Here is a 21,653-nt window from a genome sequence, read left to right on the forward strand (position 1 = left end):
GCGGGGCGGTTCGGTGACTACTAAGAGAGACGAAGGGCCGGACGAGAAGTTTAGAGGCGTCAACTGCCACCCAGCAAGTCATGGGCGTCGAGCAGGCGATAGGCCACATCCGGGTTGCGTTCCAAGCCACGGCGGATCGCGGCCGGGATGGCCTGGCGGGTCTTGCGGCACAACCCGGCCTGGTGCTCCAGCTCGATATGGATACCGCGCATGGTGCGCACTTCGTTGAAGCTGGGGAGGATATGCACGCGGATGCCCAACTGCTCGTACAACTTGAGCTGCAAGCGCTTCAGATCGTCCAGGTCCTGGAGGTTTTCCAGGCGTTCGAGCAGGCGCTTTTCCTCTTGGCGGGTGAGCAGCAGGATGCGTCGAGCCGCCACCGGGCACTGGTCAAGGCGCTCGCGCCCGCAGTCGCAGGCGCCTGGAGGGCAAGGTTGGCGCAGGGGTGGCAGGCTGTTCATGACGCAAGCATAGCCTGATCGCGGCCGTCCTTCCTTCAGCCACCCGCGCCCTCGGGCAGCATGAGCGGATCAATGTGAGCTTCGGTATCGGTACCAACCTGACCTGCGACATCCCAGGTGTGCAGCCGATGAACATGGTGATCAAGATGACGGCCTGCAACGGCGCACCGGTGGCGAAGATTTCCGACAGCCCTGGCAAGACCCAGTGCCGGGACGAGAACTTCGTCAATTACCTCAAGCATGTATTCGCCGTCGGCCCCGCATGAGCGGATGACAGATACGACAAGGCCCCTCCCTAGAGCGGCCTTGTCGCATTGACCGGGACTGAAGCTCGGTCATTTGCCTTCGATCGGCGTCAGCGCTTTTTCGAAGTACGGATCTGCTGCACCACGCCCATCAGCGCCACCACGACAGCGGCCGCGCCGGTGGAGATCACCAGGACCTGGTAATCCGGCACGAAGGCCATGACCACCAGGCAGATCACGATGAACGCGATCACCAGGTAGGTCAGCCAGGGGAACAGCCACATCTTCAGGCGGATAGGCTTGCCCTCGGCTTCCAGCTTGCGGCGCATCTTGAGCTGCGAGAAGGCGATGACCAGGTACACCAGCAAGGCGATCATGCCGGTGGTGTTCATCAGGGTATCGAGCACGTCTTGCGGACGCAGGGTTTCGCTGAAATTGATCAGCGCGCAGAAGACCGCGACCGCGCACGAGCCGATGATGGCGAATACCGGGACGCCGGTACCGGGGCGGGTGATCTTGAAGAACGAAGGCGCATCGCCGCGGCTGGCCAGGGAGAACAGCATGCGCGAAGCCGTGTAGTGCGCGGAGATCAGGCAGCTGCTTACCGAGGTGAGTACCACGAAGTTCATCAGCAGCTCCGCGCCCGGAACGCCCAGCAATTCCAGGGTGCGACGGTACGAACCATAGCCGGACTGACCCAGTAGCGGGTCGTTCCAAGGCACCAGGCAGACGATCAGGAAGATCGAGCCGACATAGAACAGGCACACGCGCCAGACCACCGAGTTGGTCGCCTTGACGATCTGATTGGCCGGATCCTTGGCTTCGGAAGCCGCGATGGTGACGATTTCCGCGCCCAGGAAGGCGAACATCACCCCGAGCATGGCCACTACCACCGATTCCATGCCGTTGGGCATGAAGCCTTGAGCGGTCAGGTTGCCGATCCCGCCGACCTCTCCCATATGCCACAGGTTCATCACGGCCAGCCCGCAGACCGCGAGGAAACAGATGATCGCCACCACTTTTATCAGCGCGAACCAGAATTCGAACTCGCCGTAGTGCTTGACGTTGAAGAAGTTGATGCTGATCAGCACCAGGGTCGTGGCCAACACGAAGACATTGACGCTGACTTCAGGGAACCAGCCATGCAGGATCTTGCCCGCCACGTAGGCTTCCCACGCCATGAGAATGACCCAGAACCACCAGTACAGCCAGCCGATGGTGAAACCGGCCCAACGGCCGATGGCGCGTTCGGCGTAGGTCGAGAAGGAGCCGGTGTCCGGCGAGGAAGTCGCCATCTCGCCGAGCATGCGCATGATCAGCACCACGAGGATGCCACCGGCCAGGTAGGCCAGCACCGCGGCAGGGCCCGCGCTGTGGATCACACTGCCGGAGCCGACGAACAAGGCGCCGCCGATGACACCGGCGATCGACATCATCGTCAGGTGGCGCGATTTGAGCGAAGCACTCAGCTTGCTTTCGTGCTCCCCTTTCGCGCTGGTAGTGGTTGCAGGTGTTGCGTCCATCTGTTGTGTACCCCGTGTTCTTTTTATCCAAGGAAACCTGTGAAACCGCGATGGCTATCGGTCTCACCCATACATCAGTGCTAATGCGAGCAGGATGGCGTGCACGACCGCACACGCAGGCCTTCCATGGCGGCCTGCCTACGCGGCCAAGGGCTGACCCTTGGGCAAACTGAACCGAGCACGGGCCGAACGGCGTCTGGACTCCAGCGCGTTCAACCCGGCAATAGAGGTGTTCGAGGCAAGGCTCGACAGTGCGACAACGAAGACATTGTGATGATTCATGACGCGGGAACATGCTTTATCTGGCGATATCTGACACCTAATGTAAAAATGTCTGACCCAGAGAGCCATGCACAGCGCACTGAAATATGCACTGCACTGTACAGGTCACTCATGCAATACACCCGCGATACCCCTGCAAACGCCTGACGCTTTGCACACCTGAAGGCACCGCTGAATGCTTGTACTGCGCCCAGATTCCTCGACCCCGCTGGTCAACCAGATCATCGAAGGGTTGCGCGAGCTGATCGATAACCAGACCCTCAAACCCGGCGCCAAGGTGCCCTCGATTCGTGCCTTCGCCGCCACGTACTCGGTGAGCACCTTCACGGTCGTCGAGGCCTATGATCGACTGGTGGCCCAAGGTCTGCTGGTAAGCCGAGGAAACGCCGGCTTCTTCGTCAATCGTGCGGCAAGCGAGCGGCGCGAGAGCCAGCAACGAGACGTCGACCCCGCACGCCCGGCGTTCAATTCGGAGTGGTACCTGCAACAGATCTTCGAGACCCGACAGCTGCCCTTCAAGCCTGGCTGCGGATGGCTGCCCAATGACTGGATGTTCGAGGACGGCCTGCGCCGCGGCATGCGTCAGGTCGCCGGCAGCCCGCTGGAACTCAGCGGCTATGGCGACCCCATGGGCCTGGCCGAGCTGCGTACGCTGACGGCGCAGAACCTGCAACAGGACCTGAGTATCGTCGCCAACCCGGCCCAGCTGATGTTGACCCATGGCGCGAGTCAGGCCTTGGACCTGGCCGTGCGCACCTTGGTCCGGCCAGGCGACGTGGTGCTGGTGGACGACCCCGGCTACCCCAACCTGATGAGTATCCTGCGGTTCCAGGGCGCCACCCTGATCGGCGTGCCGCGCACGCCGGCCGGGTATGACCTCGATCATCTGGAACGGTTGTTGGAGCACCAGCGTCCGACGGTGTTCTTCACCCAGCCGCATCTGCACAGCCCGACCTGCTCGCGCACCCCGCTCGCGCAATTGCATCGCCTGTTGCAACTGGCTTCCCGCCATGGCTTCCGCCTGGTGGAAAACAACCTCTACGCCGACATGATCGCCGAGCCTCAACCTTGCCTGACCAGCCTCGATCATCTGCAGCAGGTGGTCTACGTCGGCAGTTACTCCAAGAGCATCTCGCCCAACGTGCGCGTGGGCTATCTGCTGGCCAACCCTGACCTGATGCAGCAGCTGCTGCGCCTGAAAATGCGCTCCGGGCTGACGACCTCCCAGGTCATGGAGCGAGTGGTCTACGCCGCGATCATCGATGGCCGCTGGCGCAAGCACCTCAAGCGCCTGCGCCAGCGCCTGGGCGAGGCTCACCAGGAGGTCGCCCGGCACTTGCATCGACTGGGCTTCGAGCTGTTCATCGAGTCGGACGAAGGCATGTACATCTGGACCCGCCATCCGGCCATCCCCGACAGCGCCGCGCTGCTCGATGACGCGCTGGAGCAGGGCATCATGCTCGGCCCGGGGCAGTTGTTCATGGTCGATGCCCAGGCAACCGGGTGGATGCGCTTCAATGTGGCCTTCAGTACCGATCCGGCGATGTGGGAGTTGCTGGAGCGGCTGCTGGCGAAGCATGCGCGCCGAGGTGGGATCTAGGACAGAGCCGGGCGTAGTGTCGAACACACCATCTGCGATATGCGGGGGGCCCAGTGGGAGCGGGTTTACCCGCAAATGCGGCAGTGAAACCAACATCGCATTCGCGGGTAAACCCGCTCCCACTGGAGGCCGGGGGTAGCCTGGCGAATGTAGGTCCATGCATGTCGCTTGCTGACGAGCAACCCGCTGGCCTGCCTCGGACACGTTCGGCGGCTGTCCTCGTACCCTGTGGGAGCGGGTTTACCCGCGAAAAAGACAACACTGACCCAGCAAGGACAGTGGCTCCCACTGGTATCGCGACGGCTTCGGAAATGCTCATTGCGCAACAGCGCGACCCAAGGTGCCGCCAGGCTCCTACCGGGCCCTGATACCGCCTGGCCATCAAAAAGGTACAAATGACAACCACTCGTAGCAATATCCTGCGCCACCCTTTCTACATGCCAGAACACCTGATCGGCATCCTCCTGCTGCATCGGCATGGCAGCTTGCTGCATCCGCTGTCGCGCAATGCCAGCCTGGAGCGGCTGAGCACCGCATTCATGCCGCCCATAACCTGACGTCCGCGCAGGCGCAAGCGCTACTGGCCCACATGAGCAGCGGTGCGACCTGACTCCTCTCGAGCTGAGGGTTATCCGGAGTCAGGCGCTCGATAGCTACGCCATACCACACTCGACTGCCATGAAAACATGGAGCGCAAGAAGTTAGCCCAGCTGTTAATTGTCGCTCATCAAATTCCTTGAACTCCTTGCAACCTCGACACGTCCCCTTCTATGAGCATTACAGACCGGCACCGCCGGCCACTCACTAAAACTGCAGGGAAACCGCCATGGACAAGACCGATCGTACGCCCGAGTCCTCGCCTCCGGCCGGGAGCACCCAAGACCATCTGCACACCATCGCCGGTGAAGCCGGTTCGTTGCTGAGCGAAGCGAAAACGCAAGGCACCGAGCAGCTCGAGCAGTACCGCGACACGGCCGCAGATCAACTGGAATCACTCAAGGAAGGCGCGCAGTCGGCCGCTTCGGCGCTTGAGGGTAAAGATACCCTGGGCCTGTCCCAATACCTTGGCCAGCTGGCCGGGTACCTAGGGACCTTCGCCGATGAGGTGCGTCACCAGAGTGCCGAAGAGCTGCTGCAGAAAGGCGCCCGCCTGGCGCGCGACAACCCAGGACTGTTCCTGGCCGGCAGCGTGGCCATCGGCTTCGGTCTGTCGCGCTTCCTGGGCGCCAGCGCCAGCCATTCGCATGGCTCGACACCGTCGCGCAACTACAGCTCCGATGCCGATCTTTCGTCCACGCCTCCACCCGCCTATGGTGCCAGCGACCCTTACCTGAGCTCGCAATCGGATGCCGCTCCCGGTCGGTCGAGCGATGTCTCGACCCATGAACCGTTCAAGCCGACCGATCCGCTGGGTACCGGTGTCGGATCGACCGGTGACCGTCCCCTTGGCCAGGATCCCCTGAAAGGAGGTGTGTGATGAATCGCGACCCACTCAACAATCCCGGTACGCCGCTGGAGCCTCATGCGCCGAACGATGATGGATCGATCGGCGGCCTGCTGCGCCAGCTGATGCGAGAAGTCCCCGAGCTGTTCACCAAGGAACTGGCGCTGGCCAAGGCCGAGCTGCAGCACAACCTCAATACGCTCAAGGCCGGCACTGCCGCGGTCGCGGCGGGCGGTGTGGTCCTGCTGGCCGGATTCATCATCCTGCTGCTGGCTATCGTCTATGGCCTGGCGACGATGATGGCGCCATGGCTGGCTGCGCTGATCGTTGGTGTCGTGACCCTGATCGTCGGCTACGTCATGCTGCAATCGGGCAAGAAGCAGTTCGACCCCGCCCATCTCACCCCAGACCGCACCTTGAACGCCATGCAGCAAGACAAGGAAGCGCTGAAGAGGAAACTGCCATGAGCAATTCTTTCGACCATGAAGCGGAAAAAAGCCCAGAAGAACTCGAGCAGGAAATCAATGCCAAGCGCGCAAGCATCAGCAACCTTGTCGATTCCCTCGAAAGCCGCATGTCGCCAGGCCAGCTGTTCGACCAGGCGCTGAGCTTCACCAAAGGTAATGGTGGCGAGTTCTACAGCAATCTGTGCACCACGCTGAAGAACAATCCTGTTCCCACTGCACTGACCGCGGTAGGCGTGGCTTGGCTGGCGCTGAACCAGAACCGTCCGTTCAATCCGGGGCCGGCGCATCAAGGCCCGGGCCTGGGCGATAAATTGGGCAGTGCCGTCGACAGCGTCAAGGGCGCTTTCGCCACCGCCGGCGACAAATTGCACAGCGCGACCGACGCGGCCAAGGAAAAGGCCCACGACCTGAAGGACAAGGCCTACGATCTCAAGGACAAGGCATCCGATTTCAAGGGCAAGGCCAGCGACTACGGCCACGACACCAGCCAGTCGATCGGTGCTTCCGCGGACTCCCTGCGCCGCTCCGCCCATGATGCTCGCGATCAGGTGAACTATCAGGCCAGCGCCCTCAAGGGCCAGTTCGATCACCTGCTCAAGGAGCAGCCGCTGGTCATCGCCGCTATCGGTATCGCACTGGGCGCGGCCATCGGTGCAGCGCTGCCATCGACCCGCAAGGAAGACGAACTGATGGGCGATACCAGCGACCGTCTGACCGGTGCGGTGAAGGCCAAAGGTCAGGACGTGCTGGAACAAGCCAAGGCCAAGGGCCAGGAAGCGCTGGAGGAGGTGAAAGCCAAGGGTCAGGAAGTCCTGGAAGATGCGAAGGACACCATGAAGCAAGGCGCATCCGACAACGACAAGCCATCGGGCGGCAATACGCCGGGGAGCTCCACACCAGGTGGCAACACCCCAAGTGGATCTACTTCGGGTAGCAACACGCCAGGTAGCTCGACTTCGAGCGGCAACATGCCAGGTAGCTCGACCTCGGGCGGCAACACGCCAGGTAGCTCGACCTCGAGCGGCAACATGCCAGGTAGCTCGACCTCGGGCGGCAACACGCCAGGTAGTTCGACCTCGGGCGGCAGCACGCCAGGTAGCTCGACCTCGGGCGGCAACACGCCAGGTAGCTCGACCTCGGGCGGCAACACGCCGGGCGGCTCGGCGTCGGGCGGCACCACGCCAGGTGGTTCGGCGTCAGGCAAGAGTGACCTGTCTTCGGGCCTGGGCTTCCCATCCTGAGATGCAGGGCCAGCGTGCAGGTCGACTGCACGCTGGCTGTTTCAAAGCCATGCTACCGTGGCCTTCGCTTTATCAACTCCCTCCCTGTCGGCATTGTTGCTGTCCTGCCTCGTAGCCACGCCAAGTCTGCGCACTGTTCACCACTTGCCGGTCCAGCCGTTGCCTGTCGGCATCGCTCGATGGCGCGTTACTGGGTGTCAGATGCTCCAGCACCGGCTCCACCGCGACCTCCCCGGTAAAGCCCCCTTCCTTCAGCACCGCGTGCTGGGCGGCGAAGTCGATATGCCCGGTGCCGATGCCGCCGCGACCGGAATCGGAAATATGGTAGATCGCGAGTTGCCGGGCGTTCTCGCGCAGCGTGCGTAGAGGATCGGGCTCATTGATGTTCATATGAAAGCTGTCGAGGATCATGCCCATATTGCCACCCCCGACCTCCTCCATCAGCGCATGGCACTGCGCCGCCGTATGGATCAGAGGGACTTCGTAGTGGTTGCACACCTCGTATAGCGTACGAATGCCGCGCTCGCGGGCGTACGTATCGACCGACTTGCAGCATTCGACCAAGCGCTGCCGCGCGCTGGCGGCATCGGGGCAATTACGCGTCCATAACGACAAGCCATGGAGGGTAACGGGTACCGCCCCGGCCATCACCGCAAAGTCGACGACCCGCTTGTAGTACTCGATGGCCGTGGCCGAGCTCGCTTGGTCGGGGTGGGCCGGCGCTGCATTGAACGGATCGATGGCGATGATCCTGATGCCCGCCTCATGCGTCTTGCGGCGCAGCTCGCCGGGGTGCACGTCGCGATGATCACCGGCGTATTGCACACCATTAAGGCCCAGCGCCTTGAGCTTGTCGACGAGAGGATCCACCTCGGTGATACCCAGGGTCCAGGAAACCACACTGAAAGTCATGCTTTGCTCCTTGACGAGGCTCACTCGCCTCGTGATACGGCTGGAGGCCCTTGATAGAGGCACTGGCGGATATGAAAGGCTGCATTGACCAGGGTTCCTCCCGCCTGCCTTCGGCACCTGAATTCGACCATTCGTCCGTGCCCAAGGGCGATCGAAGTGAATCCCAGTGATGGCAGCCTGTCATCTATTAGGAGAGCAAGAAGACGCCAACGCACAGGAGAGTATTTATGAGCCTTGCAATGACCCTCTTTAGCTTGATCTCGGCTTGGATGGCGATAGCCCTGGCAATGTTATGGGGTGTATTGCGCATCTTGCGCAGACATCAACCGCAGGTTGAGCCCAAGCCCACGAGGTATGAGCCACGGCGCCTGACCTACGTATCGGCGGTGGCGGGTAAATGAGGTACTTGACCAGGGCATCGGCCCTGAGCGGATGTCCCGGCGACAGCCATTGATCCCGAAGGACCATTGACGGCATGATGCGCGGCGATTGCCCCCTACAAGGAACATCTCGTGCATCCGCTCCATTGCGACTCAGCCGCAGAGCCTGGCTACCGTTTCCATAAACGTTTCGGCATGCTCGCGCTTGCCATCGGGTCATGTCTGGGTATTACCCTAGGCTTGTTCCTGTTGGCCCCGCCGTCACAGCTCACCAGTCTGTACAGCATCGGCTTGATGGGGTACTGGGCGCTCGCGCTCTGCGTGTTGCTCTGCGTGCAGTACCGCAAGACCGGTGTCACGCGAGCCATCCTGGGTACCCGTTTTCGCCGCCCTTTTCTCTTGGGGCTCGGCTGCATCATTGCCACGTACGTCTGTGGCTCTGTGTCGATGGTGCTGTTGGATCTGCCGCGTGAACCTTTCATGGTCACCTTCTACGACGACCTGGATCGCGGGCAGATCGCGTTGCTGATCGCTTTCCTCATCCTGTTTCCGCCGATCACCGAAGAATTGTTGTATCGCCATTTTCTCCTGCGCCTGTTTCCTTACCAACGAAGCGAGTTCTGGGCGTGGACGGCGGTACTGGCGACCACGGTGATCTTTACGCTCAGCCACTATCAGTACGAGAACTTTGTCACCCTGGCGACGATCTTCATCGTGGGCGCGGTACTGGCGGTCGCACGGGTGCGCAGCGGAGGTCTGCTGGTGCCGGTGCTGCTGCACGCCGCCGCCGAGGTGGCCGGCCTGGCTACGAATCAGATATTGGCGCAGGTTCTCTGAGGGACAGCCGTGAGGCAGAAATCCCTGGTTACATTCGCCCGGCCAGCTGCGGCACCGACGCCCCAAGCATGGCTATCCCGGACAAGGTCAGCAGGCCCAGCACGATCCGCCGAAACGCCAGCTCGCTGATCCCTACGTAGACTCGGGTGCCCAGCAAGGTCGGCAGCAGCATGGCAGGCACCATTACCGCGAACATCGGCAGCATCTCCCGGGTCACCATGCCTGTGCCCACGTAGGTCAGCATGGTGACCATCAGCATGGAGAGGTTGAAATTCTGGACCACTGCCCGTTGTGTATCCCTGTCGAAGCCGCGCAAGGTGCACCACAGCGTCGGCACCGCGCCGGTGAAACCTCCGAGCCCGCCCAGTACGCCACCGGCCATCCCCACTACCCCATCGGCCAACCGTCCGCCCCGCAACCGCGGCAGGCGTGGCGCCAGGAGCATGACTGGGCACCAAAGCACGAGCAAGGTCCCGAACGCCGCCTTGAACCAGAGCATGTCCAGGTAGGGCAGCACCCACACGCCCATGGGTATGCCGGCCAGTCCACCCAGCACGAAGGGCCAGAGCAGTGGCCAACTGAAGCCACGGCGTACGGTGAATGCGGCGATGAGCTGACCGGTCAGCCCTCCGAAGACGGCCAGCGTGGCGGCGACACGGGGTTCCAGGCTCCAGGCCCAGAACGACATGGCGACCATGCCGAAGGCGAAGCCGGAAAGCCCTTGGACGAAGCCGGCGACGATGGCGCCCAGTGCGATGAGGTAGAGAGGATCCATGGGAGGCCGTGTGCGTGAGCAGGATCGGCATTCTAAAGCGAGTCAGCGGGCGCAAGGCAAGCGTGTGCTGCTCTGCGAGGGCGCCCGCCTGGAGTCGGCACGCGGTAGGCTCCAGGTCTTTCAGCTTGTTGGATGCACCACGGGGTCGGGTCCTGGTTCTTCAGGAACGTACGAGTCTGACGCGCCTTAGTGCCCATTCGCACTGCTTCAACTGACGTCCTGATCAGCCTATTTTGCGTCTTCATCGCCCTCGAGATGCCGAACACCATGGCGCCTCACCTTTAGAACAATTAAAACATTGCATGGCCTACGTGGAGGAATTCAATTGGGCCGAGCGTAATAACCACTCTAGCCTTCCCTTCGATTTATCAATAATTATCAATAAGTTGGGGAAGATCGTAAATGAAGGTCAGAACTCTTTCGGGCTATGCCCTGGGTCTGTTGACGGCCAGTATGGTTGCCTTGTCGACCGCTCAAGCCGACCCACTGACTCGCGATAACGGCGCGCGTGTCGGAGACAACCAGAACACCCAGACGGCCGGTGCCAGTGGTCCAGCACTACTCCAGGACGTACAGCTGATCCAGAAGCTGCAGCGCTTTGACCGGGAACGAATTCCGGAGCGTGTCGTGCACGCACGGGGGACGGGTGTCCATGGCGAATTCGTCGCCAGCACCGACCTCTCCGAACTGACCAAGGCCAAGGTTTTCACACCCGGACAGCATACGCCGGTATTCGTCCGCTTCAGTGCCGTGGTACACGGTAATCACTCACCTGAAACCCTGCGCGACCCGCGCGGCTTCGCTACCAAATTCTATACCGCCGATGGCAACTGGGATCTGGTTGGCAATAACTTCCCGACCTTCTTCATTCGCGATGCGATCAAGTTCCCGGACATGGTGCATGCCTTCAAACCGGACCCGCGCACGAACCTGGATGATGACTCGCGCCGTTTCGACTTCTTCAGCCATGTACCTGAAGCCACTCGCACCTTGACCCTGCTCTACTCCAATGAAGGGACTCCCGCCGGTTACCGCTTCATGGATGGCAACAGCGTTCACGCCTACAAATTCGTCAACGCCAAAGGCGAAGTCACCTACGTCAAATTCCACTGGAAGAGCTTGCAGGGCGTGAAGAATCTCGATCCGAAGCAGGTCGAGCAGGTCCAGGGCAAGGATTACGCGCACATGACCAACGATCTGGTCACGGCCATCAACAAGGGCGATTTCCCCAAGTGGGACCTGTACATCCAGACCCTCAAGCCGCAAGAGCTGGCCAATTTCGATTTCGACCCGCTGGATGCGACCAAGATCTGGCCTGACGTACCCGAGCGCAAGATCGGCCAGATGGTCCTGAACCGCAACGTCGACAACTATTTCCAGGAAACGGAACAGGTTGCCATGGCACCGGCCAACGTCGTGCCCGGTATCGAGCCTTCGGAGGACCGCTTGCTGCAAGGTCGAGTCTTCTCCTATGCCGATACCCAGCTGTACCGTCTTGGCGCCAACGGCATGAGCCTTCCGGTCAACCGTCCAGTCGTTGCGGTTAACAATGGCAACCAGGATGGGGCCATGAACAGTGGCCACACCACCAGCGGCGTCAACTACGAACCCAGCAGGTTGAGCCCGCGCCCGGCCACCGAGTCGGCGCGCTACAGCGAAATGCCTCTGATAGGGACTACCCAGCAGAGGAAGATCCAACGCGAGCAGAACTTCAAGCAGACGGGCGAGTTGTACCGGTCCTACAGCAAGAAGGAGCGCAAGGACCTGATCGACAGCTTCGGTCAATCGCTCGCCACCACTGACACCGAAAGCAAGCACACCATGCTCTCGTTCCTCTACAAGGCCGACCCCGAATACGGCACTGGCGTGACCCGCGTCGCTGGGGGTGACATCGCACGTGTCAAGCAACTGGCCAGCCAGCTTCAGGACTGATCCAGTCATACGGGCCTGCCCACGGGCGGCCCGATCTCGATAAGGAGATACCCGTGAAAATCTGGCTAGTCACCCTGATGCTCTTGGCCGGTACTTGCCAGGCAGTCGAACCGACCGCCGACCAAGACCCGGCTCTGCTCAAGCAACGACTGCAGGCGCTGCTTCTCGATGCTGCTCGCGAAGGTCGAACCGATGTGCTGTCCACCTTCATAGAGGCCGGTTACGACCTGGAAACCCGAGACTCACGCGGCTACAGTGCCCTGATTCTTGCGGCCTACCACGACCAGGAAGATGCGGTAACGCAATTGATCGCGGCAGGCGCCGACCCCTGCGGCCAGGATAATCGCGGCAACACGGCGATGATGGGCGCCATCTTCAAGGGCAACCTGGCCATCGCCAAACGCCTGCTCGAGGCTGACTGCTCCCCCGACCAGCGCAATCATTCCGGCCAGACAGCAGCCATGTACGCTGCCCTTTTCCAGCGTCAGGACATCCTTGATGCTTTGGCCAGCAAAGGCGCGGACCTGACGCTCAAGGATGCGGCAGGCAATGATGTGGGGCAGTTGAGTCAAGGCCGGTTCGGCAGTGATCCAAAGGTGCTGGAGGCAAAGGCCACGAGTACATCTCCCAGGAGCGAATAAGATCAGGGAATATCGGCACGACGCCTGAAACCCAAGGCGCCATGGATGGGAAGTGGACTCAAAGGAAGAGCGCCATCTGCAGCCTCGATCAGTCTTTCAGACCATTTTCAGCGGTCGCCCCCTAGTTCAGAACGGCCAGCCACCCTGCCAGGATCACCGGCAACACCACGAACGACAGGACCGTGGAGCACATCACCAGGTTGGCCACCTGCTCGGGAGATCGATTTGCCCGTACCGCCAGCAGGTAGTTGAACACCGCCACCGGCATGGAGGATTGGACGACCAGGACAGCATGCGCCAGGGGCTCCATCGCCAGCACATACCCTACCCCCCAGCCCACACCCGCTCCCAGCAGAATTCGCAACCCACCCAGCAGCATTCCACTGCCAAGGTGGCTCAGCCGGATGCTGGCCAACGAGACCCCCAGTGTCAGCAGCATCAGCGGGATGGTCATGCCTCCCAAGAGGTCGGCGGTATTGGCGAGCCAGCGAGGCAAGTGCAGATCGAAAAAGATGATCGGCAACGAAAGCGCCAGGCTGATCACAATCGGATTGCGCAGCAGGCTACGTAATGAAGCCGCCCCGCCTGATAGGGCAATCCCCAGGGTGAACTGGAAGATCGACAACGTCAGGAAAAACGCCACGGCCAGCGCCAGACCGTGCTCACCGAAGGCGTAAAGACTGATGGGCAGCCCCATGTTGCCGGTGTTGGGAAACATGAAGGCAGGCACGAGCACTCGCCAGTCGTGATCGAACACCTTGCTCAGAAGCCTGCCGAGCACGGCCATGACCACCATCGCCAGGACGCAAGCCAGCGCCATGCTGGTAAAGGCAGCGGGATCCAGGTGAGTCCGGCTCAGTGTCGACAGTACAAGGCTCGGCGTGCCGATGGTCATGACCAGGCGAGCGATGAAGTCAGTGGGATAGGCATGCCCACTGCGCGCCCAGCCGTAACCGATACCGGCAACGATGAAGACGGGTGCCAAGACCGCGAACAGTTCAGCCATCATGGCCAGGGTTCTCCGGGGAAACGGGCATCCTAGAGGGTAATTTTGTCCGGATGCAAGGCCGGTGGCCCTCGGTACGCCCTATCCGTCGCGGGCGTGGCAGATTCCGGTTGCCCCAGCGATGCAGCGGATCAAGCCGTGAATACGTTTCAGGCTGGTAATGGGGTATCAGGCTTCAGTACGATGGCCGTAAGAATTTTCTGCAGGGCACTTCTGTCGGGCTGCCTGCCGCCAGGAAAACCTGTCTTTACCTGACTTCGGGCAAGCCCCGTTGCACCAATCGAGCATCCGCTCACAAGGACGTCGATGGACCAGCCAAGCATCGTGCGGTATTGGCATGCGGTGGAACTGCTGCAACCGCAGTCGGTACCCAAGCTCAAGAGCCGTGACGAAGAGGATCACTACCAACCTTTCTATCACGACATCCCTGCCGCCGAAGGCCCGATGCCTTGGCAGCCAGAGAGCTTGCCGAGCAAGCAGAAGCTGCCGGAAAAACGTGTCTGGAGTCATACGCTCTATGCGCATCTCTACGACAACCTGACTGTGGCCAAGGCGCTGGAAACCTTGTATGGCGCGGATCAAGGCTATACAGAGCCTCGGTCCCGGGAAACCGCGCTGTATGCGCTGAAGTTCACCGATCAGGGCATGATGGTCACGGATAGCCTGGTGCTATCGAGCGAAGCATGGTTCCTCGGGCATGCCCTCGCAGGCAATGACTGGACCCACGGTTTCGAGGGCGCGCAGGAAGACGCCCGCCACTGTGCCAAGGCATTGCTCGGCGATATCGTGACGACGGAAGGTCTCGAGCAGCTGACGCAGTACATTCGCCAGAGCCTCGGCCTTGACGCTTTCTTTGGCGAGCAGCCGCGTCAACACCGTTTCCGATCGGCCCCGATCAACCCGGACAAGCCGATTCAGGAAGACGACCCGCTCAACAGCTTCCTGCTGTCGGACCTTGCGGACGTTGCCAGTGCACTGGAGCGAGGCGAAACGAGCGCCGCGCTGGACCTTTACCTCCAGCAACACTCTCCTGACCAGCGCCTGCACCTCGACGACGGCAAGGCTAGCCTGGCCTTGCTCGATCGCCTGTCTCCGGCGCGCCATGCCCTTGGCTGCTGGCCCAGCGAGGATCACCTGGGACTGGTGCATTCGCAGCAATTGGCCGTCAACAGCATCCTCCACACGCTGTCCGACGCGCCCGGTATCCTCGGTGTGAACGGTCCGCCCGGCACCGGCAAGACCACCCTGTTGCGCGACCTGGTGGCAGCGGTGGTCACGCAACGGGCAGATGTGCTCGCATCATTCGACCGCGCCGCTTTTGCTTTCGAGAAGGATGGCCGCGAGGTGGCCAATGACGGCGGGCGCGAACAGACCGCCTATCGCCTGAAGCCAGAGCTGTTCGGTTTCGAGATGGTGGTCGCCTCTTCCAACAACGGCGCGGTGGAGAACGTCACGCTGGAGTTGCCGCAGCGAGACAAGATCGACGAATCCTGGATAGCCGAGATCGACTACTTCAGCGAGCTGGGCGAACTGACCACGGGTAAGCCCGCCTGGGGCATGATCTCCGCCGCGCTCGGCAGCAAGGCCAAACGCACGCAGTTCGTCAATCGCTTCTTCTATGGGGAAACCCCGTCCAAGCCAGATGCCAAGGAGAACCAGCGCGAGCCGAACCCCCTTGCTGACCTTGAAGAAGCAGAGGTTCTGGCCCAGAACGAAGACCTCTATGTGGCTGAGCTTGAACAGCTCGAAGACAGCAGCGAGAAGGACGCGCTCGACTCGACGACCACGCCCAAGGGTTTTCTCGGCTGGCTTACGCAGCAGGCCGAAATCGAGTGGACCTCCGATGAGCGCTTGCGCACCTGGCAGACCGCGGTACAGCGCTACAAGGAGGCCAGGCACGCTGCCGAAGCGCTCGGCGCGGACGCCAGCCAGATCGGCGAGATGATCAGGGGCATCATCGACACCCAGACCCGCATCGCCGACGTGGAAGCGCAAGCCTGTAGGCTCCAGGACAACCGTCGCGAGCTCGAAAGCCAGCAGAGCACCCACGACATCCAAACCCTGGCCACTGCCCACAATGCGCTTGAGCTCCAGGTGCTAGCGCTGAATGCCCATCTGGAACGCAAGCCCCGCTGGATCGCCAACCTGCTGAGCCTGGGCAGCGCTTCCCGCGATTGGGCCGCCAAGCAGAAACTGCTCGACAGCAGCCACGGTCTGGCTCGAGGCGCGCATGACACCGCTCTACGCCAGGCTGCGCGTTTGGCCGATCAGCTCAAGGAGCTCGACAGCCAATTGGCTGCCCATGATCTCGAGCGCGCAGCCCTGCGTGAGCAGACGTTGCAGCGCATCGACAGCGCGCGCGAACTCGCTCGAACCTACGATGCCCAGCACGTGGTGGACTGGCTGGACAGTGGCGTTGTTGGCCACGGCAGCGACATCGAGCGATCGGAACCTTGGGTGATACCGGGCTGGCGCCAAGCCCGAGCCAAGGTCTTCATCGAAGCCCTCAACCTGCACCGCGCCTTCTTCCAGCTCGAGGCCAAACGTCTGCGCTGCAACCTCTACTTTGCCAACAGCATGCTCACCAACGGTCACTATCAGGGCATGTCCCGCGAGCTGGTGCGCTCGGCCTGGGCTTCGCTGTTCATGGTGGTGCCCGTACTGAGCAGTACCTTCGCCTCCTTCGCTCGCTCGTTCGGCAGCCTGAAATGCGGCGAAATCGGCTGGCTACTGGTCGATGAAGCCGGCCAGGCCACCCCGCAGTCCGCCGTCGGCGCACTGTGGCGCGCCAAGCGCGCGGTGCTGGTCGGTGACCCTCTGCAATTGAAACCTATCGTCTCGGTTTCCGACGCAGTGCTGGAGCGAATGCGTACCCGCTACCAGGTCGACCCTCACTGGCTATGCAACCGACAATCCGCTCAGACCCTTGCCGACCAGGCGACCCCATGGGGCAAGCTGCTCGGCCCGCGAGGGCAGAAAAACTGGGTCGGCCTGCCGCTGGTGGTTCATCGCCGCTGCGACCGCCCCATGTTCGACCTGGCCAACCTCATCGCTTATGACGGTGCCATGGCGTACGGGACACGCGCACCTTCGGCGGACAAGGAGACCAGCGCCAGCCTCGCGACCGGCTGGCTGCATGCGCCCGGCCCCTCCTCCGGCAACTGGGTGCGGGATGAAGGCATCGCCTTGAAGCGCTTGCTGGAGCGGTTGAAGGCAGACGGCGTGCCCGAAGATGGCATCGCCGTGATAACCCCTTTCCAGGACGTGCGCGCGAAGCTTGCAGCCTTCCTGCCGCCAAAGATCGTTTTTGGGACCATTCATACGATGCAGGGCAAGGAAGCGGCGGTGATCGTTCTCGTACTCGGCGGCAGCACCGAGAACCCTGGTGCGCGGGATTGGGCCGTGTGCGAGCCGAACCTGCTCAACGTCGCCGCTACCCGGGCGAAACGGCGGTTGTATGTGATCGGAGATCGCGAGGACTGGAAGAACCGGGCGCTGTTCCGTGAAGTGATGGCCCCGGAGCGGAATCTGTTACCGTTGCGGGTACATGGCATGCCAGTGGTGAGCGATGCGCCTGCCTGATTCAGATCGGTCTACGGGGGCAGCAGCGGCCTCTCACTGACAAGCCGCTGCTTACCGTTATCGCTCGCTGCGAATCGCGTACCGGTCCTGTCAGCATTCCATGCGTCACATCTTCGACAAGCGCCTTGGCCATGCCACTCAGATAGTGCGGGGCCACACCAGACTAGTGTCCTGCATTATCCCAGCTTGCAAACTGACCTTGTAAACACCATCCATCAAGATGCTGGCCTGTTCAAGGGCGTAATCGACGTCGTGGCCAGGGAGGACTTTGAAAAGTCGTTCTTCCAAGTGCCCTCCTACACCTTCCCCAAAAGTACCTACGCCAATAGTTTTGAAGTGATTCGTGCAGCTGCTAGTACGATTTGCTCCATACCTAACCTCCGAGCGCTCGCGTAATAGCCAGAGTCGATTCATGTGAACCGCTCCGCGCGCATGCTTAGCAAACGTCTTGTTCCATTATGGGTTTGGCACGGAAGCGGTGCATCTCAATGCCATCTCGACCACAAGACGAGCAGGACCGATTTCGTGCAACGTTGCGTGACTTGAGAACGGACCTTGAGGCTGTGGATCGGTGAAAACTGTCTGGCCAATGATGGCTAGAGCGCAGATGAGGTGTTCGGAGGGGTGAACGAGCAGGATGGAAACGATGGGGCCGGGACGATTTTCAACATGATGTAGCCTCCATCAAATGGAGCCGCCAATCACCTGCTGTCAAACCAATAGGTGGCAGCTGTACGCGGGTTGACACACCGAGGATGAAGGAACTCGGCGCACACGAAGTGCCCCACGTCCAGCCGCCGTAAAGCAGTGCACGTGTAATCCATCCATCAGCCACGGCCTGTCAAAACCGGTCGTTGGCGAACGACTGGGCGAGACCAGATGGGGATTGGCGACGCTGCAATGGCTTACAAGCCGCGAGAGTATGTTTGGGAAAGGACTACAGGGAATAGGGAAAATCCGAATCTAGGAAGCGACACAAGCCGGCGTCCCTGCCGGCTTGTTCGGGTCATAGAGAAAACAAAACCCAATGCGATGATCGAGTCGGTTTTCTCAGCGTCTCAGCGTGGATCCGGATGCTCGCTGGACACCGAATTGTTGGCGTCCACATCCGACATTTCTTCCTCCACAGGTGCTTCATCGTCCGGCGGCAATGGAACCTCGGCTTCGCCCTTTTTCGGACCATGCGCCGTTTCGTTGTCAGTCTCGCCGCCAATACCCACCTGAGAAATATTGCCAGGAGCCCTCTCGTCAATATCCATCACGACCTCCGAATCTGGCGCGCGGCCTTTCCGCGCTTGCAAGTAAGAGCGTCCGCGGGTCATGTGAGTGCAGTGCGATGGACGAACGGTGAGCACGAATCTCCTGGTGCACGAGACCTGCATTCAGACCGAGAAGATTTGCGTCTGGCCGGATCCGAGCTGGCTCAACTCGCGCGATGACATTCAATTGTCCAGCTCACGAAGATACACCCAAGGGTAAACCCCACGATCGTGTCCATCGCTGAACACCAGTTGCACGCCGTACCCCTGCGCTTCGATCGCTACCACCGTCACCCCCTGCTCTACCACCGTAATCGTATTGCCTAGCCGGGCCGCTCGACACGCCGAGCACGGACAGGCGGCACGCAGCCGGGCATGGCTCAGCTGCGTGATCTGGCCATCGAGCCACCGCAGCGTCATCAGGGCGGTGGCCTTGGAAGTGTCGATCGAAAAGGGCGCGGCGGTCATACAGCCTTCGCCTGCAACTGCGCCAAGGCAATCCGCACCGCCTTGCGTACTTCCGGGTCGGCGTCGTGCTCGACGCCGCGCAGGGCATCCAAGGCCTGTGGGTCGCCCAGCTCTCCCAGCGCCAGCGCCGACTCCTTGCGCAGGTTGCTGATAGCGTGCCCCAACAGCTCCGCCAGTGAATCGAGTGCGGGGACGAAGCGAATCCGGCCCAAAGCGCGCACCGCGCGCAGGCGCACTTGCCAATAGCTGTCGTTCAGGGCCTCCAGCAGTGCCGGACCGGCCTCATGCAGGCCAACCTTGCCCAAGGTGGTCGCCGCTTCTTCGCGTACCTGCCACTCACGATCGCGCAACGCTGCGTGCAAGGCCGGCAGGATACTGGCATCGCTGGCCAGGCCAAGGGCGCCGGTGGCGGCGCGGCGTACTTCGGTGTCGGCATCCTCGCTGGCCAGTCGGGCCAGTTGCTGCAAGGCATCCGTCTGTTTCAGCCAGCCGAGGATGCCTACGGCTTCACGCCGCACGAAGGCATCGCTGTCCCCTAGAGCGGCCAAGGCGGTCGGCACGCTGTCGACCAGACGCAGCTCGCGCAAGGCGCGCAAGGCACTGGCGCGTACGAAGGGATCGGCATGCCGAGCCCAAGGCAGGACCACGCGGCCCGCGTCGGCTGTTTTCAACTCGCCAAGGCTCTGCGCCGCGGCACCTCGCACCCTGGCGTCGGCGTCGGTCAGCGCGGTGCACAAGCCGTTCACCACGACGGGCTCTTCCCAGGCCTCCAGCAAGCGCGCCGCCTCCGCCCGCACATCGGCAGACGGATCATGGCCCAGGGCGCGGGTCAGCCAGGGCAAGGCCTGCGGCTCTTCCAGGTCGGCCAGTTCGATCAGGGCGATACGGCGTACCCCCGCGTCGTCATCATTCAACCGGGGTAGAAGATCAAGGATATCGGGGTTATCGGTCGTCAGGTCGGTCATAGGGCAACTCGCAATGGCGGGAAATCGGTGGGTAACCCCAGCGGCGTCAGGCGCGGCAACTCGCGGCCCTCTTCATGTCGCAGGAGTTCGAGACAGTGACGCTTGAGCTGCACGAATTCGGGGCTGGTGAGCAGGCTCGCCTGCCGGGGACGATGGAAATCCAGGCGCAGGTCTTCGATGAAGCGTCCTGGCCGTGGACTCATCACCAGAATGCGGTCGGCGAGGAACAGTGCCTCATCGATATCGTGGGTCACAAACACCACGGTGGTACGGAACCGGCCCCAGATATCCAGTAGCAATTCCTGCATCTTGCTGCGTGTCTGCGCGTCCAGGGCGCCGAATGGCTCATCCATGAGCAGCAGGCGCGGTCGGTTGATCAGCACCCTGGCGATTTCGCTGCGCTGCTGCATGCCGCCGGAAAGCTGGTCAGGCCAGCGGCTGGCGAAATCCTGCAGTCCCACCAGGCGAAGAAACTCCTGGGCCTGGTGGCGCCGCTCGGCCTTGCCGATGCGCTGCATCTTCAAGCCGAAGGCCACGTTGTCCAGCACGCTGCGCCATGGCAACAGGGTGTGGTGCTGGAACACCATGCCGCGTTGCGGAGACGGACCGTCCACGGCCTGCCCATCGACACGCAGCGAACCGGAAGTGGCCGTCAGGTGACCGGCCAGCGCGCCGAGCAAGGTCGACTTGCCACAGCCGGATGGCCCCAGGATGCAGACGAACTCGCCGGCCGCGACGGAGAAATCCAGGGACTGCACGGCCTCGAAGGCCTGCTGACCTTCGCCCAGACGGATGGTAAGGCGTTCGACCTCGACCCGACCAAGTGGCTGGTTGGTTGCATGGGTGCTCATCCGCGACGCCCTCCTGTGCGATACCAGGGGGTGAGCAGGTTGCCGAGGCGTTTGACCAACAGGCTGCTGCCCATGCCGAGCACACCGATCAGCAGCATGCCGACGATGATGTCCGGGTAGTTCTGAAGGGTATAGGACTCCCAGGTGTAGTAACCGATGCCAAACTGACCCGAGATCATTTCCGCGGTGACCAGGCAGAACCACGAGGTGCCCATGCCGATGGACAGGCCCGTGACGATGCTCGGCGCCGCGCCGGGCAGGATCACTTCGCGCAGGATCGCCAGACGTCCCGCACCCAGGCTGCGTGCCGAGGCGATCAGGCGCGCGTCCACTCCTTCCACGCCGTGCACGGTATTGAGCAGCACCGGGAACAGCGCGCCGGTGAAGGTGATGAAGATCATCGACAGCTCCGAAGAGGGAAACATCAGGATCGCCAAGGGGATCCAGGCCACGGCCGGGATCGGTCGCAGGACTTCCAGCGGGGGCAGCAGGCTGTCCTGGGCCCAGCGCGAGCGACCGATGACGATGCCCAGGGCAATCCCACATATGGAGGCGATCAGGTAGCCGGTGAAGACCCGGCCCAGGCTGCTGGTGACGTGGTCCCAAAGGATGCTGGATGCCGCCAGGGCCCAAGCGGCATCCAGCACCGACCTGGGAGTCGGTACATAGGTGAAGGTGAGCAGGCCCAGATCCAGGCGCAGGCGGGTCGCCACCTGCCAGAACAGCAGGCAGAGCGCGAGCGAGGCCAGACGCAGGGGCCAACGGTGCAGAGAGGTCATCAT

19 protein-coding genes and 1 pseudogene are annotated in these 21,653 nt (G+C 61.8%); 10 read left to right on the forward strand and 10 right to left on the reverse strand.

The features are described from left to right. Positions 1–59 precede the first annotated feature (59 nt). Positions 60–461 (reverse strand): hypothetical protein, encoded by a 402-nt coding sequence (locus tag G7009_RS00735; RefSeq protein WP_181128064.1) that lies wholly within the window; start codon positions 459–461, stop codon positions 60–62. A gap of 65 nt (positions 462–526) precedes the next feature. Between G7009_RS00735 and G7009_RS00740 the strand changes: the two are divergent. After that, positions 527–727, forward strand: a pseudogene (locus tag G7009_RS00740) (nicotinate phosphoribosyltransferase); the annotation flags it as partial. Positions 728–816: 89 nt separating this feature from the next. Here G7009_RS00740 and G7009_RS00745 read toward each other — a convergent pair. Next, positions 817–2,229, reverse strand: coding sequence for an amino acid permease (locus G7009_RS00745; RefSeq protein ID WP_181128065.1), 1,413 nt, complete (start codon positions 2,227–2,229; stop codon positions 817–819). A 457-nt stretch (positions 2,230–2,686) separates the two neighbouring features. Between G7009_RS00745 and G7009_RS00750 the strand changes: the two genes are divergently transcribed. The 5 genes from G7009_RS00750 (at position 2,687) to G7009_RS00770 (ending at position 7,263) form a co-directional block, all read left to right on the forward strand. Next, positions 2,687–4,111 carry an aminotransferase-like domain-containing protein gene (locus tag G7009_RS00750; protein ID WP_181128066.1) on the forward strand — a complete coding sequence of 475 codons (1,425 nt, stop codon included), beginning with the start codon at positions 2,687–2,689 and terminating at the stop codon, positions 4,109–4,111. A 395-nt stretch (positions 4,112–4,506) separates the two neighbouring features. Next, complete coding sequence (locus tag G7009_RS00755; RefSeq protein WP_181128067.1) at positions 4,507–4,668, forward strand: hypothetical protein; 162 nt, start codon at positions 4,507–4,509, stop codon at positions 4,666–4,668. 269 nt (positions 4,669–4,937) lie between these two features. Then, positions 4,938–5,588 carry a hypothetical protein gene (locus G7009_RS00760; RefSeq protein WP_181128068.1) on the forward strand — a complete coding sequence of 217 codons (651 nt, stop codon included), beginning with the start codon at positions 4,938–4,940 and terminating at the stop codon, positions 5,586–5,588. Next, positions 5,588–6,022 carry a phage holin family protein gene (locus G7009_RS00765; protein WP_181128069.1) on the forward strand — a complete coding sequence of 145 codons (435 nt, stop codon included), beginning with the start codon at positions 5,588–5,590 and terminating at the stop codon, positions 6,020–6,022. Before G7009_RS00760 ends, G7009_RS00765 begins: the two co-directional genes overlap by 1 nt. Then, positions 6,019–7,263 (forward strand): DUF3618 domain-containing protein, encoded by a 1,245-nt coding sequence (locus G7009_RS00770; protein WP_181128070.1) that lies wholly within the window; start codon positions 6,019–6,021, stop codon positions 7,261–7,263. The genes G7009_RS00765 and G7009_RS00770 overlap by 4 nt, the downstream gene beginning before the upstream one ends. A gap of 72 nt (positions 7,264–7,335) precedes the next feature. Here the strand turns inward: G7009_RS00770 and G7009_RS00775 are convergent, their stop codons facing one another. Further along, positions 7,336–8,175, reverse strand: a complete 840-nt coding sequence (locus G7009_RS00775) for a sugar phosphate isomerase/epimerase family protein (protein ID WP_181128071.1) — start codon at positions 8,173–8,175, stop codon at positions 7,336–7,338. A gap of 512 nt (positions 8,176–8,687) precedes the next feature. On the opposite strand from G7009_RS00775, the gene G7009_RS27975 reads away from it, so the two are divergent. Continuing rightward, the gene (locus tag G7009_RS27975) at positions 8,688–9,392 is read left to right on the forward strand and encodes a CPBP family intramembrane glutamic endopeptidase (RefSeq protein WP_181128072.1); all 705 of its coding nucleotides are present in this window, start codon (positions 8,688–8,690) and stop codon (positions 9,390–9,392) included. A gap of 28 nt (positions 9,393–9,420) precedes the next feature. Here G7009_RS27975 and G7009_RS00785 read toward each other — a convergent pair whose 3' ends face one another. Further along, complete coding sequence (locus G7009_RS00785; protein ID WP_181128073.1) at positions 9,421–10,167, reverse strand: sulfite exporter TauE/SafE family protein; 747 nt, start codon at positions 10,165–10,167, stop codon at positions 9,421–9,423. Between the two features lie 453 nt (positions 10,168–10,620). Here G7009_RS00785 and katB point away from each other — a divergent pair, with 453 nt between their 5' ends. Together katB and G7009_RS00795 are read left to right on the forward strand one after the other, a co-directional pair. Continuing rightward, on the forward strand, positions 10,621–12,099 hold the full coding sequence (gene katB / locus G7009_RS00790; protein WP_375139523.1) for a catalase KatB: 1,479 nt from the start codon (positions 10,621–10,623) through the stop codon (positions 12,097–12,099). A 77-nt stretch (positions 12,100–12,176) separates the two neighbouring features. Next, positions 12,177–12,740, forward strand: a complete 564-nt coding sequence (locus G7009_RS00795; RefSeq protein ID WP_181128370.1) for an ankyrin repeat domain-containing protein — start codon at positions 12,177–12,179, stop codon at positions 12,738–12,740. Positions 12,741–12,861: 121 nt separating this feature from the next. Here G7009_RS00795 and G7009_RS00800 read toward each other — a convergent pair whose 3' ends face one another. Continuing rightward, the gene (locus tag G7009_RS00800) at positions 12,862–13,749 is read right to left on the reverse strand and encodes an AEC family transporter (RefSeq protein WP_181128075.1); all 888 of its coding nucleotides are present in this window, start codon (positions 13,747–13,749) and stop codon (positions 12,862–12,864) included. A 303-nt stretch (positions 13,750–14,052) separates the two neighbouring features. Here G7009_RS00800 and G7009_RS00805 point away from each other — a divergent pair, with 303 nt between their 5' ends. Next, positions 14,053–17,328 (forward strand): DEAD/DEAH box helicase, encoded by a 3,276-nt coding sequence (locus G7009_RS00805; protein ID WP_181128076.1) that lies wholly within the window; start codon positions 14,053–14,055, stop codon positions 17,326–17,328. A gap of 1,058 nt (positions 17,329–18,386) precedes the next feature. On the opposite strand, the gene G7009_RS00810 is transcribed toward G7009_RS00805, so the two are convergent. From G7009_RS00810 to G7009_RS00830, 5 genes are all read right to left on the reverse strand, one after another. After that, complete coding sequence (locus G7009_RS00810; RefSeq protein ID WP_181128077.1) at positions 18,387–18,587, reverse strand: hypothetical protein; 201 nt, start codon at positions 18,585–18,587, stop codon at positions 18,387–18,389. 183 nt (positions 18,588–18,770) lie between these two features. After that, positions 18,771–19,055: a gamma-butyrobetaine hydroxylase-like domain-containing protein gene (locus tag G7009_RS00815; RefSeq protein WP_181128078.1), complete on the reverse strand. Its 285-nt coding sequence runs from the start codon at positions 19,053–19,055 to the stop codon at positions 18,771–18,773. Continuing rightward, entirely contained in the window at positions 19,052–20,020 is a 969-nt protein-coding gene (locus tag G7009_RS00820) for a HEAT repeat domain-containing protein (RefSeq protein ID WP_181128079.1), read from the reverse strand. Before G7009_RS00820 ends, G7009_RS00815 begins: the two co-directional genes overlap by 4 nt. Continuing rightward, positions 20,017–20,871 (reverse strand): ABC transporter ATP-binding protein, encoded by an 855-nt coding sequence (locus tag G7009_RS00825; protein WP_181128080.1) that lies wholly within the window; start codon positions 20,869–20,871, stop codon positions 20,017–20,019. Before G7009_RS00825 ends, G7009_RS00820 begins: the two co-directional genes overlap by 4 nt. Then, the gene (locus G7009_RS00830; protein ID WP_181128081.1) at positions 20,868–21,653 is read right to left on the reverse strand and encodes an ABC transporter permease; all 786 of its coding nucleotides are present in this window, start codon (positions 21,651–21,653) and stop codon (positions 20,868–20,870) included. Before G7009_RS00830 ends, G7009_RS00825 begins: the two co-directional genes overlap by 4 nt.

This window comes from Pseudomonas capeferrum, assembly GCF_013523055.1.
Lineage (GTDB): Bacteria > Pseudomonadota > Gammaproteobacteria > Pseudomonadales > Pseudomonadaceae > Aquipseudomonas > Aquipseudomonas capeferrum_A.

Coding starts and splice junctions, on each gene's coding strand:
- G7009_RS00735 (WP_181128064.1), bottom strand. CDS start 461: ATGAACAGCCTGCCACCCCTGCGCCAACCTTGCCCTCCAGGCGCCTGC.
- G7009_RS00745 (WP_181128065.1), bottom strand. CDS start 2,229: ATGGACGCAACACCTGCAACCACTACCAGCGCGAAAGGGGAGCACGAA.
- G7009_RS00750 (WP_181128066.1), top strand. CDS start 2,687: ATGCTTGTACTGCGCCCAGATTCCTCGACCCCGCTGGTCAACCAGATC.
- G7009_RS00755 (WP_181128067.1), top strand. CDS start 4,507: ATGACAACCACTCGTAGCAATATCCTGCGCCACCCTTTCTACATGCCA.
- G7009_RS00760 (WP_181128068.1), top strand. CDS start 4,938: ATGGACAAGACCGATCGTACGCCCGAGTCCTCGCCTCCGGCCGGGAGC.
- G7009_RS00765 (WP_181128069.1), top strand. CDS start 5,588: ATGAATCGCGACCCACTCAACAATCCCGGTACGCCGCTGGAGCCTCAT.
- G7009_RS00770 (WP_181128070.1), top strand. CDS start 6,019: ATGAGCAATTCTTTCGACCATGAAGCGGAAAAAAGCCCAGAAGAACTC.
- G7009_RS00775 (WP_181128071.1), bottom strand. CDS start 8,175: ATGACTTTCAGTGTGGTTTCCTGGACCCTGGGTATCACCGAGGTGGAT.
- G7009_RS00785 (WP_181128073.1), bottom strand. CDS start 10,167: ATGGATCCTCTCTACCTCATCGCACTGGGCGCCATCGTCGCCGGCTTC.
- katB (WP_375139523.1), top strand. CDS start 10,621: ATGGTTGCCTTGTCGACCGCTCAAGCCGACCCACTGACTCGCGATAAC.
- G7009_RS00795 (WP_181128370.1), top strand. CDS start 12,177: ATGCTCTTGGCCGGTACTTGCCAGGCAGTCGAACCGACCGCCGACCAA.
- G7009_RS00800 (WP_181128075.1), bottom strand. CDS start 13,749: ATGATGGCTGAACTGTTCGCGGTCTTGGCACCCGTCTTCATCGTTGCC.
- G7009_RS00805 (WP_181128076.1), top strand. CDS start 14,053: ATGGACCAGCCAAGCATCGTGCGGTATTGGCATGCGGTGGAACTGCTG.
- G7009_RS00810 (WP_181128077.1), bottom strand. CDS start 18,587: ATGGATATTGACGAGAGGGCTCCTGGCAATATTTCTCAGGTGGGTATT.
- G7009_RS00815 (WP_181128078.1), bottom strand. CDS start 19,055: ATGACCGCCGCGCCCTTTTCGATCGACACTTCCAAGGCCACCGCCCTG.
- G7009_RS00820 (WP_181128079.1), bottom strand. CDS start 20,020: ATGACCGACCTGACGACCGATAACCCCGATATCCTTGATCTTCTACCC.
- G7009_RS00825 (WP_181128080.1), bottom strand. CDS start 20,871: ATGAGCACCCATGCAACCAACCAGCCACTTGGTCGGGTCGAGGTCGAA.
- G7009_RS00830 (WP_181128081.1), bottom strand. CDS start 21,653: ATGATGACCTCTCTGCACCGTTGGCCCCTGCGTCTGGCCTCGCTCGCG.